The sequence below is a fragment of the Roseobacter sp. SK209-2-6 genome (genome assembly GCF_000169455.1).
Classification (GTDB): domain Bacteria; phylum Pseudomonadota; class Alphaproteobacteria; order Rhodobacterales; family Rhodobacteraceae; genus Pseudophaeobacter.
Genome location: NZ_AAYC01000013.1, coordinates 1 through 14,397, shown reverse-complemented (window position 1 = coordinate 14,397; position 14,397 = coordinate 1). Strand labels below are relative to the sequence as shown.

Sequence of the window (14,397 nt, the reverse complement as noted above, 5' to 3'; positions counted from 1 at the left end):
GGTCAGAGGGCCAGACCCTTTCTTCAGTGCTATTGTGCGAAACCAGCCCAAGGAAACATTTGATCTTGTTTTGAAGGGGCAGAGCACGCCGCCCCATCCTGATCACAGATTGAGGGATAGCCCGTGTTTCCCCAGAGTTTCCGCCGCAACCGCCTGCCAGTGTGCTCGCAGATCTTCATTCGGAGTCTGACGGAGACCAAAGGCCTTGAGGGCCTCAAACTTGGCGGAGTCTCCGGTGCCAAAACTGGCCGCAACACGCGGGAGCCAATAGTCAACGGAGGCCTGCAACGCGTCTTTTTCGCATTGCTCTACCAACTGTGCCAAACCCTCTTCTGCCAGCTCGGCGTGATGGGTTTCGATCGGCGCGATGGCGCGAAAGACCTCTGCGAGCGGCTGATAGGAAACCTGAGAGTATTCCGTCAACTGCAGCGTGACCGCACGTCCCATGAGCAAGTTCATGACAACCGCGTCACTCCAGTCCTTGAGCGGGTAGTTGAAGACCGCAAGGCGCATGTCCTGGCTGCTTCTGCGCTGCCCAATATCGGCACTGCGTTCCAGTCGGGCAGCCCAGGGGTGCCGTGTTTCATAGCGCCTGGTGTCGGCACCGAATTCGCCCAGGAGTCGCAAAACCTGATAAGCGTTATCGCTTTTCTCCAGCACGATCTTTGCGGCGGCGATCCGGGCCTTGATGCCTGGCCCTTCGTTGATGACATCCGCAAAACCAGCGGCACCGGCCAGGGCGCTGTCCACAAAGCTGGTCATTAGTTTCAACAGTTCCGCGCGGTAGCGCGGTGGCACGTTTGCGGGGTTGCTTAGTTTGCCGCCCTGCGCCAGGTAGCTTTCAATGCTCATGTCTTCAGCCATGGGGTAATCCTCCCTCGCAAAACGGTTTACTGATCGTAGTCCACAACAACGTTGTCTGTGACAGGATAGGCCTGGCAGGAGAGCACATAGCCCTTTTCGACCTCGTAGTCCTCCAGCGCGTGGTTGGCGACCATCTCCACCTCGCCTTCCAGTACCCGGCAGCGGCAGGTGGAGCAGACGCCAGCCTTGCAGGCATAGGGTGCGTCCATCGCATTGCCGAGTGCTGCATCCAGCACCGTCATGTCCTTGCTGACTTCCAGCGTTTGGGTGGCGCCATCCAAGGTGATGGCCATCTGGGCCTGGTTGCCCGCGCGGCTGTCCTCGGCAGAAGAAGCCTTACGCTTGGCGCGGCCTGGCTGAGCCGAGGCAAAGAGCTCGAACTTGATCTGGGCGTCGTCCAATCCTGCATTGCGAAGGGCACTGGCGATGCCCAGCATCATCGGCTCGGGTCCGCAGATAAAGGCAGTGTCGGTGCTTTCAATATCGATCCAGTGCTCAAAGAGCTGGGCGCATTTTTCTTCTGTCACCAGGCCGGTGAAAAGGTCGATTTCCTGGGCGTCGCTCTCCAAGATGTGGATCACGTTGAAGCGGCCCATATAGAGGTTCTTCAGATCCTCCAGCTCCTCGCGGAACATGATCGTGTTCACGCCCTTGTTGGCATAGACCAGCGTAAAGGAGGACTCCGGCTCTGCCGCCAGGGTGGTCTTCAGGATCGACAGGACAGGCGTGATGCCGGAGCCGCCGGCAAAGCCCAGATAATTCTTGCCGCTGCCCGCATCCAGCGGGGTGAAAAAGCTACCCATGGGGGGCATAGCTTCCAGGCGGTCGCCCGTTTTCAGGTCAGCATTGGCCCAGGTCGAAAAGGCACCGCCATCGACCCGCTTTATGCCGACCTGCAGCACGCCCTCGTCCTTGCCCGCACAGATAGAATAGCTACGGCGCAGCTCTTCGCCGTCGAAATCGCGGCGGAAGGTCAGATACTGGCCTTGGGTGAATTCAAACTCCGCCGCTGCGCCATTCACAGGCTTTAGCGTGACAACCACCGCATCGCGGATGGTCTTGCGGACATCGGTGACTTCAAGTTCGTGAAAGCGCGCCATCGAAGATCTCCTCAGATGCACTTGAAATAATCAAAGGGTTCCAGGCAGTCCTGGCAGCGCCAGTGAGCCTTGCAGGGGGTGGAGCCGAACTGGCTCACACGGGTGAGATTTGTGCTTTTGCAATTGGGGCAGCGTTCGGGGCCGCCTGCGGGCTGCGGCGGGGCGATACCGTATTCTTCCAGTTTGGAGCGGCCCTTTTCACTCAGCCAATCGGTGGTCCAGGGCGGAGCGATCTGCGTCTTCAACTGGATCTTCTCAAGCCCACGGTCGCGCAAAGCGGTCTCGATATCCAGATTGATGATGGCGGTGGCAGGGCAGCCCGAATAGGTTGGTGTTACCGCGACAACAAGCGTTTCACCTTGCCATTCCACGTCCCGGATGATGCCCAGATCCACTAGGCTGATCACGGGGATCTCCGGATCGGGAACGGCATCCAGCCATTCCCAGATCTGGTCCACGCTTGGCTGAGTAGTGACTTGGCTCATGCGATTATCCTTCCCGGAAAGATTGCCCGGACGATAGGCCGGGCAGCCCCCGACCTCCCCCACGGGAGGGGGCTTCACCCCCACTCGAGGTCGGGGCTGCCCTCAGATCATTGATGCCCTACCTACCACTTGGCGCCGGGATAGGCGCGCTGCAGCCATTGCATCTGGGTCAGCAGGTGACCCAGGTGTTCGGTATGCATCTTGCCGTTGCGCCCGCCCTTGTGCCCGAAACTGCTGTCGGGGATGGTCAGCGTTGCCTCTTTCAGCACGCGGCCTGCAAGGGCATCGAAATCGGCACGCAGCGAGGCAGGGTCCGGTGCAATACCTACTGCAACCAAAGCTGCGTCCACTTCATCGGAGGCAAACATTTCGCCCACATAAGGCCAAAGGTAGTCGAGTGCCGCCTGCATGTAGCCATGGCTTTCCTCGGTGCCATCGCCCAGGCCGACAACCGTGTCCGCAGAGCGCTCCAAGTGATAGGTCACCTCTTTCGAGGCCTTGGCCGCAATCGCTGCAACGCGCTCGTCAGAGGATTTTATCAGATGACCCAGCTGGATCGAATGCCAGGCATCAAACAGGAACTGGCGCATCAGGGTGCGGCCAAAATCGCCATTGGGCACTTCGACCAGCAGCACATTGCGGAAATCCCAGGCGTCGCGGAGGAAGGCCAGTTCATCGGCGGATTTGCCCGTCCCCTCCACCTCACCAGCGAGGCCCAGCCACATCTGGGTCTGGCCAATCAGATCCAGTGCTGTATTGGCCAGTGCGATGTCCTCTTCCAGGACAGGCGCGTGGCCGCACCATTCGCTGACCCGGTGTCCCAGGATCAGAGTGTTGTCGCCCATGCGCAAGAGGAACTGCAGCAGCGCCTCATTTTGTGTGAGTGCAGCAGCCATCACATTGCCCCCACTTCGTCGGGAATGTCGAAGAAGGTCGGGTGGCGGTAGACTTTGGATTCCGAAGGCTCATAAAGCGGGCCTTTGTCGCTGGGTGAGGAGGCCGCGATGTTATTGGCTTCGACAACCCAGATCGACACGCCTTCGTTGCGGCGGGTATAGACGTCGCGGGCATTCTTGATCGCCATGGCGGCGTCCGGCGCATGCAGAGAGCCAACATGACGGTGGCTCATCCCGTGCTGGCCGCGGATAAAGATTTCCCAGAGGGGCCATTCATTTTTCATAGCTCGTTCTCCTGGCTGTTGCGGGGGCCGTTCGAAAGGCCTGCCGCATGAATTGCGTGTTACTCGGCGGCGTGTTTGGCGGCGGCCTTTTTGCGGGCATGGGCCAAGAGCCCGTCGCGCACCCATTGGCCTTCGTCCCAGGCTTTGTTGCGGGCCGCGAGGCGGTCGACATTGCAGGGGCCATTGCCCTTGATCACATCAAAGAACTCCGCCCAGTCCGGGTCGCTGTAGTCATAGTGGCCGCGCTCTTCGTTCCATTTGATTGACGGATCGGGCAGGTCGAGACCCAGGAATTCGATCTGCGGCACCGTCTGGTCGACAAACTTCTGGCGCAGCTCGTCATTGGTGTTGATCTTGATCTTCCACTTCATCGACTGTTCCGAATGGGTGGAGTCCTTGTCCGAAGGCCCGAACATCATCAGCGCCGGGAACCAGAGGCGGTTGACTGCGTCCTGGGCCATTTTCTTTTGCGCAGGCGTGCCTTCGGCCATCTTGCGGATGGCATCAAAGCCCTGGCGCGCGTGGAAGCTCTCTTCCTTGCAGATGCGGATCATGGCGCGGGAGTAGGGGCCAAAGGAGGTCCGCTGCAGCGGCACCTGGTTCATGATGGCAGCGCCATCCACCAGCCAGCCCACCGCGCCAATGTCGGCCCAGTTTAGCGTCGGGTAGTTGAAGATAGAGGAATATTTCATCCGCCCATCCAGGAGCATCTCTGTCAGCTCGTCGCGCGACACGCCCATGGTTTCGGCTGCGCAGTACAGATACAGCCCATGGCCCGCCTCATCCTGCACTTTGGCCAGCAGGATCGCCTTGCGCTCCAGAGTTGGGGCGCGGGTGATCCAATTGCCTTCGGGCAGCTGGCCGACGATCTCGGAATGGGCGTGCTGGCCGATCTGGCGGATCAGGGTCTTGCGGTAACCGGCAGGCATCCAATCCTTGGGTTCGATCTTCTCCCCGGCATCGATACGAGCCTGAAATTCGGCCAGTTTCTCGGGATCATCCTTTGAGGCTTCGGACTGAACCATCTGTGCATACATGACTTGCTCCTCCCTTTGGGATTGACTGGCTTAGACGCGTTCCAGGATCAGGGCGGTGCCCTGTCCCACGCCGACGCACATGGTGCAGAGCGCATAGCGCCCGCCAGTGCGTTGCAATTGATAGGCGGCGGTCAGCACCAGCCGCGCGCCGGACATGCCAAGCGGGTGGCCAAGGGCAATGGCGCCGCCGTTAGGGTTAACATGGGGCGCATCGTCGGGAATGCCAAGTTCGCGTAGGGTAGCAAGCCCCTGGCTGGCGAAGGCCTCATTCAGCTCGATCACATCCATCTGCTCAATGCTAAGGCCCGCGCGCGCCAGCACTTTACGTGTGGCGGGTGCCGGGCCAATGCCCATGACACGGGGTTCAACCCCAGCGGCGGCCATACCGACGATGCGCGCCATGGGATTGAGCCCGTTCTTGGCGGCTGCGGCCTCATTGGCCATTAGGATAGCGGCAGCGCCGTCGTTCACACCAGAGGCATTGCCTGCGGTGACAGTTAGGTCGGGACCGTTGACGCCCTTCAGCTTGGCGAGCCTCTCAGCATCGGTGCCGGGACGGGGGTGTTCGTCAGTGTCGACCACAATCGGCTCACCCTTGCGCTGCGGGACCGAGACCGCGGTGATTTCATCGGCAAAAATGCCTGCTTCATGCGCGGCGGCCCAGCGGGCCTGGCTGCGAGCGGCAAAGGCGTCTTGATCGGCGCGGTTGATGCCGTAATCCTCTGCCACATTGTCGGCAGTCTGCGGCATCGAGTCGGTGCCATACATTTCCTGCATCTTCTTGTTCACAAAACGCCAGCCGATTGTGGTGTCGTAGACCGCATTGGCGCGGGTAAAGGCCGATGTGGCCTTGGGCATCACGAATGGCGCGCGGCTCATGCTTTCGACGCCGCCAGCAATCGCCATGTCATAGTCGCCAGCGCGGATCCCGCGTGAGGCCATGCCCACTGCATCCATGCCCGAAGCGCAAAGGCGGTTGATGGTGGTACCGGGCACATCCACTGGCAGACCGGCCAGAAGGGCGGCCATGCGGGCGACGTTGCGGTTGCTTTCACCAGCCTGATTTGCATCACCAAAAATCACGTCGTCGATGCTGGCCCAGTCCACCTGTGGGTTGCGCGCTGCAAGAGCTGCAATCGGGGCTGCTGCCAGATCATCGGTGCGGACCTGGGAAAGAGCGCCGCCGTAGCGGCCAATCGGGGTGCGGGTGGCATCGCAAATGAATGCATCCATGGTGTTCGCGTCTCCTGGATTGGCGGCAAGAAAAGCCGACCGTTGGGTCGGTAATAGGCTGAAGAATGATTCGTGGCAAGAGAAACGTAACGAGTTAATCGTAAGTGGTGAAATTTTTGTAACATTAACGCCGATGATGACTTAACGTCCTTTCTTTTGTGCAGCCAATTGGGCTTGCCAGGGGTAGATCGGCTCAGCCATGCTGGAAACAGAACGATCGGTCTGTGATTGTTGGCCGTTTGGAGGAAGCTGCAATGGTTCAGTCAGAAACAAGAAAATTGCGTATCGGAGGGGCAAGCGGCTTCTGGGGTGATGCTGCCATGGCGACGCCACAGCTCCTCGCAGAGGGGGATCTTGATTTCATAGTCTATGACTACCTGGCTGAAATCACGATGGCCGTTCTGGCACGCGCGCGCGCCAAGGATGCGACAGCGGGCTTTGCAACGGATTTTGTCACCTCTGCCATGGTGCCTAACCTGCAGGAGATTGCCCGTCAGGGCGTGCGGATCGTTTCCAATGCCGGAGGAGTGAACCCAAAGGCCTGTGCTGCGGCTTTGCGGCAGGAGATTGAGCGGCAGGGGCTCCATCTGAAGGTCGCGGTGGTCGAAGGGGATGACCTCTTGGCACAACGTGAGAAGATCGCGGAGGGCGCGCCACGAGATATGTTCTCCTCTGCCCCCATGCCTCCTGTCGCACAGATTGCCAGCATCAATGCCTACCTTGGGGCTTTCCCAATCGCCAGAGCATTGGAAAGGGGCGCCGATATCGTGGTAACTGGTCGCTGCGTCGACAGCGCGGTTACACTCGGCGCGGCAATTCACCATTTTGGCTGGCAAAGGAGCGATCTGGATGCTCTCGCCGCTGGCAGCCTTGCGGGCCATATTCTCGAGTGCGGACCACAGGCAACCGGTGGCAATTTTACCGACTGGCGAGAGGCGCTAGAGGCTTCCGGCGAGATTGGCTATCCGATTGCAGAAATCTCAGCCACCGGAGAGTTCGAAGTTACGAAACCAAAGTCTTCAGGTGGACTGGTCAGCCGGGCGACAGTTGGCGAGCAGATGCTCTATGAGATCGGGGATCCGCAGGCCTATGTGTTGCCCGATGTCACCTGCGACTTTTCTAATGTGGTTCTGGAGGATCGCGGCGAGAACAGAGTGTTGGTCACCGGGGCCAAGGGCTATAGCGCGCCACAGAGCTACAAGACCTGCCTGACTTGGTCAGATGGATATCGTTCTGGGCATCTCTTTACATTCTATGGGTTGGAGGCAGAGGCGAAGGCAGAGCATTTTGCGAAGACTGTTTTGTCCCGGTGCCGTGCGGCGCTTGCCCGAATGCAGGCGCCGGATTTTGCCGACACCAGTGTTGAGATTATCGGGACCGAAAGCCAGTTTGGGCTTTTGCGGCAAAACACAGATGTGCGGGAGGTCGCGGTCAAGATCGCAGTGCGTCATCCTGATGCGCGCGCGGTTGGCCTCTTCCTTAAAGAGGCGACGGGCCTAGGCCTGACCTCCCCGCCAGGCCTTAGCGGCTTTGCCGGAGCGCGGCCAAAACCAACACCTGTGCTCGCACTGTTTTCCTATCTGACGCCAAAGGATCAGCTGAAACTGACCATAACCGATGAGGCAGGCACTGAAGCGTTTGATGATACTCCCAGCGCGTGTCCCACGTCCACTCCCACTCCTGTGGGCGCGCCAGTGGAGCCTTGGGCGGAACAGCTTGTTGAGGTGCCATTGGTGCAACTGGCCTGGGCGCGGAGCGGGGACAAAGGGGATATTGCCAATATCGGTGTCTTGGCCCGCAGACCTGACTTTATGCCATGGATCTGGAAAGGTCTGAATGAGGCGCATTTGCAAAAGGTTTTTGGCCATTTCCAGGGCGAGGGGAGGGCTGAGCAGATCGAAAGGTTCTTTCTGCCTGGAAGCCAATCAATGAATATCCTTTTGCATGCGGCGCTGGGCGGGGGGGGGACCTCCAGCCTTCGCAATGACCCACAGGCAAAAGGCTATGCGCAGCTCCTACTCGCAGCACCAATCGCAATAGATGCGGCCCTACTGAAGGCTGGGGCCTAGGGGCTCTAGATGATGCAGCTTTTAGCCTGGGCAACAAGGAAGTCGAATATGAGGACGGCTGAATGACACAGTTTCAAAGCAAGATCAGCCCTGAGAGCGAGAGTTTTCAGCAAAACCGTGAAGCCATGGAGGCCCTGGTCAAGCGGATGCGCGACCTTGAGGCGCGTGCGGCCGCAAAATCCGAGGAGCGCAGAGCGGTTTTTGACAAACGTGGCCAGCTCTCTCCGAGGGAGCGCCTGGCCGCCTTGCTGGATCCTGGCATGCCATTCCTGGAGCTGTTCAATCTGGCGTCATACCTGGTGGATGATCCGGATCCTGAGACTTCCGTTCCTGGTGCTTCGATCATCTTGGGAATTGGCTATGTCTCCGGCGTGCGGAGCATGGTGTTTGTCGATGACGCGGGCATCAATGCCGGGGCAATGACTGGTAAGTCTGTTGATAAGGCGCTGGGCGCGATCGAAATTGCTCTGAAGCAGAAGCTCCCCTTTATTCACTTGGTTGAAAGCGCTGGTGCGGATTTGATGCGCTACACGGTTGAACTCTGGGCCCACGGGGGCGGCATGTTTGCGGGACTTGCGCGGCTATCCGCAGCGGGTAATCCAGTGATCACCGTGCTGCATGGGGCATCGACGGCGGGTGGTGCCTATCAGCCGGGGCTTTCGGACTATGTGATCGGGGTCAAAGGCAACGGTATGGCGATGTTGGCCGGTGCTGCTCTGGTGCAAGCGGCTACCGGTGAAGTCGCCAAGGATGCGGATCTCGGTGGCGCTGAGATGCACGCGGAGGTCACCGGCCTGGTGGAATATCTGGCCGAGAATGATGCCCAAGCGCTGGAGATTGCCCGGGATGTGGTGGCTGGGCTGGGTTGGAAGAGTTGCGCAACGGAGCCATCTGTTTATGAGGCGCCGATCTATGCCAGCGATGAGCTGGCAGGCGTGGTCCCGGTGGATTATCGCAGACCCTATGACATGAGAGAGCTGGCGGCACGTATCGTCGATGGGTCCAAACTGCGAGATTTCAAACCTCACTATGGGGGTTCAACCCTCTGTCTGCAGGCCCATCTCATGGGGCAAGCCATAGGCATTTTGGGCAACAATGGTCCCATCGATCCAGACGGAGCCACCAAGGCGACGCATTTTCTGCAGGCGATGGACCAGGCTGGCACGCCGGTTGTCTTTCTCGGAAACACCACCGGCTACATGGTCGGTACGGAGTATGAACGTGCGGGCATGATCAAGCATGGCTCCAAGATGATCCAGGCGGTGACCAATCTGCGCGTGCCTAAGATCTCTCTCTACACAGGGGCCAGCTTTGGGGCCGGGAACTATGGCATGTGCGGCTATGCCTTTGGAGCGGATTTCCTCTTTACCTGGCCCAATGCCATGACGGGTGTGATGGGCGGCGAACAGGCGGCACTGACAATGGAGCAGGTCGCGCGCCGAACAGCTGCGCGAAAAGGTGTAGAGGTAGACGAAGCACGCTTGGCGAAACAGCGCGCAGGGATCACTGCACATTTTGACAATCAATCCGACGCATTTTTTACCTCTGGTCGGATGCTCGATATGGGCATGATCGACCCGCGTGATACCCGCGCCATCATCGGATTTTGCCTGGCAACCTGCATGGAAGCACGCAAGCGCGACCTAAACCCCAATGCCTTTGGCGTGGCACGAGCCTGAGAAGAGGGAAGAAAAAGATGCAGAAAATCAATTCTATCCTCGTGGCAAACCGCGGCGAAATCGCGCTGCGGATCATGCAAAGCGCCCGCAGCATGGGAATAGCTTGTGTTGCTGTCTACACCGAAGCGGATCGGGATAGCCCGCATAGGCGATTTGCGGATCAAGCCATCCTTATTGGTCCTGGACCCGTTGGCGCCAGCTACCTCGATGCGGAAAAAATCGTGCAGGCGGCCTTGGATGCGGGTGTTGATGCCGTGCATCCAGGATATGGCTTCTTGTCAGAGAATGCAGATTTTGCCAGCGCTTGTGCGGCGGCGGGGCTGATTTTCATCGGCCCTAGGCCTGATGCGATTGCTTTGATGGGAAACAAAGCTGCAGCTAAGGGCAAGATGCTGCAGGCGGGCGTGCCCTGCGTACCGGGCTATGAAGGCGCTGAGCAAGCATCTGAAGCCTTGAAGACACAGGCCGCCCGGATCGGCTATCCGGTGATGATCAAGGCCGCAGCCGGTGGTGGGGGCCGGGGTATGCGGTTGGTTTCATCCGAGGCGGATTTCACTTCTTCTCTGGAGCTGGCCAAGAGTGAGGCTCTCTCTGCTTTTGGGTCAGATGAGATGATTTTGGAGCGGGCTGTCCAAAACCCGCGTCATGTGGAGATCCAGATCCTTGCAGATGTGCATGGGCATGTGATCCACCTTGGTGAACGCGATTGCTCTGTGCAGCGCCGACACCAGAAAGTTGTGGAAGAGGCACCTTCGCCGGCGCTGGACCCTGCGCTGCGTGCGCGCATGGGGAAGGCTGCGGTCGAGGCGGCGCGCGCGATTGGCTATCTGGGGGCGGGCACGGTTGAGTTTCTGCTGGATGAGAGTGGCGACTTCTATTTCCTGGAAATGAATACGCGCCTGCAGGTCGAGCATCCGGTGACGGAACTGGTAACTGGTCTGGACCTGGTTGCCCTGCAAATCAGCAGTGCAGAGGGGGCCCCGCTATCGTTGGAGCAGGAAGAAGTCACCCTGCAGGGCCATGCGATAGAGGTCCGGCTCTATGCCGAAGATCCTGGTCAGGATTTTTTGCCCCAGGCCGGGGTGATCCACCGCTGGCATTCGCCAAAGGGGGCGGGTCTGCGGATAGATGCGGGAATTGCGACCGGGCAGGAGATCTCTGCCTTTTATGATCCGATGCTGGCCAAGCTGGTGGCCCATGGCAGAGATCGTGAAGAGGCTCGCCAGAGATTGGTTGCTGGGCTGCAGGATTGCCATCTCTTTGGGCCGACAACCAACCGGGACTTCCTGCTTCAAGTCTTGCAACATCCGGAGTTTGCGCAGGGCGCGGCCACAACGGATTTTATCGGGACGCATTTTGATGCTCCGCCGGAGAAAGAGCTGGGTTCTGAAGATCTGGCCCTTGCCGCTGCTCTTTTCCTCCGGGGGCAGCAAGAGAGTTCAGCAAGTAAGTCAGGCGTCACGAAGGAACTGCTGGGCTGGTCCAGCCAGGGCGCGCTACACAGCCGGCTGACTTTGCAAGGATCGTCCGGCCCCGTACTGGTGCAGGTGCAGCAAAATGGTAGCGAAATGATGGCATCCATTGCGGACAAGCGCCACACAGTCTGCTTTGACGCGGCGGAGATCCGTCTGGATGGTAGGCGGGTCGATCTGCGGGGGCAGCTGATCTTAGGCGATAATCTCTTTGTTGCGCTTGGCGACCGTCAGTTTCAGGTCACCCTCCAAAGCGCTGGCGCCTCAGACGATCGGGGAGAGAAGAGTGGCGAAATCCGTGCGCCAATGCATGGAAACCTGCTGGAGATCTGTGTTGCAGCGGGCGACCGGGTCGCCGCCGGGGATCGTATCGCCGTGTTGGAGGCGATGAAAATGCAGCATGAAATCCTGACGTACAACGCGGGTGTTACCCGATTTATTCATGCCCAGTCCGGGGCGCAGGTCAAACTGGGCGATGTCTTGGTCGAAATAGAAGTTGAGGAGACAGAATAATGAACAATGAACTTTGTCAGCGTCTCGGAATTGAGTTTCCTCTCTTTGCTTTTTCTCATTGCCGAGATGTGGTGGCTGCGGTCACCAATGCTGGCGGAATGGGTGTCTTCGGGGCAGCCATGATGTCTCCGGAGCAGTTGGAAGAAGAGCTCGCTTGGATTGACGCTCATGTTGGGGGTAAATCCTATGGGGTGGACTTGATTGTGCCCAACAAGTTTGAGGCCAAGGGTGAAGATATACCCGACGCCCAGATTTTGGCGATGGTGCCTGAGGTGCATAAGAACTTTGCCGATGAGGTCCTGCAGTCCCATGGGGTGGAGCCGGGTGATCTGGACCCGATCCGGGCCGAGCAATTGATTTTTCGTGAAAACATCAGCGCCGAGGGCGCGCGACGTAGCTTGGATGTGGCCTTTTCCCATCCTATAGCGCTGATTGCCAATGCATTGGGCCTGCCGCCGAAGGAAATGCTGGAACGCGGGAAAGCGGCGGGCGTTGCGGTGGGCGCTCTGGTCGGTACTGCCGAGCATGCCCGCGCGCAGGTTGCCGCTGGTGTGGATGTGATCATCGCAGCAGGGGGTGAAGCGGGTGGCCACACCGGTGAAATCTCGACCATGGTTCTAGTGCCAGAGGTGGTGCAGGCGATTGCAGGATCCGGCGTGCCTGTGCTTGCCGCAGGTGGCATCGCGACCGGCGCTCAGATGGCAGCGGCTATGGCGATGGGTGCGGCAGGGGCCTGGTGCGGCTCGGTCTGGCTAACCACTGCCGAGGCGGAGACCAACCCGGTGGTGAAGGGAAAAATGCTGGCGGCCAGTAGTCGCGACACCACTCGTTCACGTTCCAGAACCGGGAAACCCTCACGTCAACTGGTCAGCACATGGACCCAGGCCTGGGAGGGCAAAGATGCGCCCAAGCCTCTGCCGATGCCCTTGCAAACTCTTGTTTCCGAACCCGCCTTGCAACGGATAGATCAGATGTCTCAGAAGGGGCATGAAGGCGCACAAAGCCTGGCCACCTATTGGGTCGGGCAGGGCGTGGGCCTGATGAACCAGTCGATGTCGGCAGGTGCAGTGGTCCAGGAGTTCAAGGAAGATTTCCTGAATGCCTTTGAGCGCTTGCAAGCGGCCTTGGAGGAGTAACAGGGCGTGAAGAATTGGCCCTTTGTTGCTATTCACTCTGGGCAAAGCATACTGGTTTTTCCAGGCGAGAGGCACTGAGAGATTCTTCTCTCTCGCCATTTTGCTTCACATGTTTAATAGTTGTGCAAGGCTTAGAGCGCAAGACGGAGAGGCCCTGCGATGAATATTCTCTATATCATGTTTGACCAGCTGCGGTTTGACTACCTCAGCTGTGCTGGGCATCCGCATCTGCATACTCCCAATATTGATGGGCTTGCGGCCAAGGGGGTGCGCTTTGCCCGGGCCTATGTGCAATCGCCGACCTGCGGTTCCTCCCGGATGTCGAGCTATACCGGGCGCTACCCCTCCAGCCATGGCGTGCAGTTCAACAGCTACCCGCTGAAAGTAGGCGAATGGACCATGGGGGATCATCTGCGCGGGGCAGGGATGAGCTGCCATCTGATTGGCAAGACCCATATGGTGGCTGATGCCGCGGGCATGGAGCGCCTGGGTTTGGCGCCAGACAGTGTGATAGGTGTGCGGCAGAGCGAATGCGGCTTTGACCCCTATGTGCGCGACGATGGGCTTTGGGCCGAGGGGCCGGATGGTTTCTATGACCAGAAACGCAGCCCCTATAATGAGTATCTCAAGGACAGGGGGTATCCAGGAGAGAACCCCTGGAATGATTTCGCCAATGCCGGCATCGAGGGCAATGATATCGCTTCGGGCTGGTTCATGGTCAATGCGGACAAGCCCGCCAATATCGCCGAAGAAGACAGCGAAACGCCCTGGCTCACCACCAAGGCCATCGAGTTCATGGAAGAGCGCCGCAGGAAGGAGGATGGCCCCTGGTGCGCGCATCTGAGCTATATCAAGCCCCATTGGCCTTATATTGTGCCGGCGCCCTACCACGATATGTATGGCCCGGAGCATATGCTGCCCGTTGTCCGCTCAGAAGGGGAACGCGAGGGCACCCACCCGGTCTTTGCGGGCATGATGAACAATCAGATCGGCAAGACCTTCAGCCGCGATGAGGTGCGCGAAAAGGTGATCCCCGCCTATATGGGGCTGATCAAACAAGCGGATGACCAGATGGGCCGGCTCTTTGCCTACCTGGAAGAGACAGGCCGCATGGAGGATACCATGGTGGTCCTGACCTCGGACCATGGGGATTATCTGGGAGATCACTGGCTGGGGGAGAAGAACCTTTTCCATGAGCCTTCGATCAAAGTGCCGCTGATTGTCTATGATCCGCGGCAAGCGGCTGACGCCACCCGGGGCTCCGTGTCTGATGCCCTGGTCGAGGCCATCGATCTGGCACCGACTTTTCTGGAGTTTGCAGGGGGCGAGCCGGTTGGCCATATCCTGGAGGGGCGTGATCTTACGCCTGTGCTGCATGGGGAAACACCGCAGTGGCGGGACTTCGCAGTGGCCGAGTTCGACTATTCCACCATGCCGCTCTGCGCAAAGCTGGGGTTAGCGCCAAAGGATGCGCGGCTTTTCATGGTGACCGATCAGCGCTGGAAGTTCATGCATGCCGAAGGCGGGCTGCCGCCGATGCTGTTTGACATGCAGGAGGATCCGCAGGAATTGGTGGATTTGGGGCAAAGCGCGGAGCACCAAGAGGTCATTGCATTGATGTATCAGCGC

The 14,397-nt window shown here is 59.1% G+C and carries 12 protein-coding genes; 5 read left to right on the top strand and 7 right to left on the bottom strand.

What is annotated here, in order from left to right; translation table 11 throughout:
- Positions 1-102: 102 nt before the first annotated feature.
- From RSK20926_RS17465 to pcaF, 7 genes are all read right to left on the bottom strand, one after another.
- Positions 103-864, bottom strand: a complete 762-nt coding sequence (locus tag RSK20926_RS17465) for a Phenylacetic acid catabolic protein (protein ID WP_008208757.1) — start codon at positions 862-864, stop codon at positions 103-105.
- A gap of 26 nt (positions 865-890) precedes the next feature.
- Positions 891-1,964 carry a 2Fe-2S iron-sulfur cluster-binding protein gene (locus RSK20926_RS17460; RefSeq protein ID WP_008208755.1) on the bottom strand — a complete coding sequence of 358 codons (1,074 nt, stop codon included), beginning with the start codon at positions 1,962-1,964 and terminating at the stop codon, positions 891-893.
- Positions 1,965-1,975: 11 nt separating this feature from the next.
- Positions 1,976-2,449: a 1,2-phenylacetyl-CoA epoxidase subunit PaaD gene (gene paaD, locus RSK20926_RS17455; RefSeq protein WP_037255637.1), complete on the bottom strand. Its 474-nt coding sequence runs from the start codon at positions 2,447-2,449 to the stop codon at positions 1,976-1,978.
- Between the two features lie 122 nt (positions 2,450-2,571).
- Positions 2,572-3,345, bottom strand: coding sequence for a 1,2-phenylacetyl-CoA epoxidase subunit PaaC (gene paaC / locus RSK20926_RS17450; RefSeq protein ID WP_008208751.1), 774 nt, complete (start codon positions 3,343-3,345; stop codon positions 2,572-2,574).
- Positions 3,345-3,629, bottom strand: a complete 285-nt coding sequence (paaB, locus tag RSK20926_RS17445; protein ID WP_008208750.1) for a 1,2-phenylacetyl-CoA epoxidase subunit PaaB — start codon at positions 3,627-3,629, stop codon at positions 3,345-3,347. The genes paaC and paaB overlap by 1 nt, the downstream gene beginning before the upstream one ends.
- Positions 3,630-3,688: 59 nt before the next feature.
- Positions 3,689-4,666 (bottom strand): 1,2-phenylacetyl-CoA epoxidase subunit PaaA, encoded by a 978-nt coding sequence (gene paaA, locus RSK20926_RS17440; protein WP_008208748.1) that lies wholly within the window; start codon positions 4,664-4,666, stop codon positions 3,689-3,691.
- Positions 4,667-4,696: 30 nt separating this feature from the next.
- Positions 4,697-5,899, bottom strand: coding sequence for a 3-oxoadipyl-CoA thiolase (gene pcaF / locus RSK20926_RS17435; protein WP_008208746.1), 1,203 nt, complete (start codon positions 5,897-5,899; stop codon positions 4,697-4,699).
- A gap of 254 nt (positions 5,900-6,153) precedes the next feature.
- Between pcaF and RSK20926_RS17430 the strand changes: the two genes are divergently transcribed.
- The 5 genes from RSK20926_RS17430 to RSK20926_RS17410 all read left to right on the top strand — a co-directional run.
- On the top strand, positions 6,154-7,968 hold the full coding sequence (locus RSK20926_RS17430) for an acyclic terpene utilization AtuA family protein (RefSeq protein WP_037255684.1): 1,815 nt from the start codon (positions 6,154-6,156) through the stop codon (positions 7,966-7,968).
- A gap of 62 nt (positions 7,969-8,030) precedes the next feature.
- A complete protein-coding gene (locus RSK20926_RS17425; RefSeq protein ID WP_008208741.1) occupies positions 8,031-9,647 on the top strand; it encodes an acyl-CoA carboxylase subunit beta in 1,617 nt (538 codons plus the stop codon).
- A gap of 17 nt (positions 9,648-9,664) precedes the next feature.
- Positions 9,665-11,632 (top strand): acetyl/propionyl/methylcrotonyl-CoA carboxylase subunit alpha, encoded by a 1,968-nt coding sequence (locus tag RSK20926_RS17420; protein ID WP_008208739.1) that lies wholly within the window; start codon positions 9,665-9,667, stop codon positions 11,630-11,632.
- On the top strand, positions 11,632-12,768 hold the full coding sequence (locus tag RSK20926_RS17415; RefSeq protein ID WP_008208737.1) for a nitronate monooxygenase: 1,137 nt from the start codon (positions 11,632-11,634) through the stop codon (positions 12,766-12,768). Before RSK20926_RS17420 ends, RSK20926_RS17415 begins: the two co-directional genes overlap by 1 nt.
- A 159-nt stretch (positions 12,769-12,927) precedes the next feature.
- The coding region (locus tag RSK20926_RS17410) for a sulfatase-like hydrolase/transferase (protein WP_008208735.1) at positions 12,928-14,397 on the top strand (1,470 nt) is incomplete at its 3' end.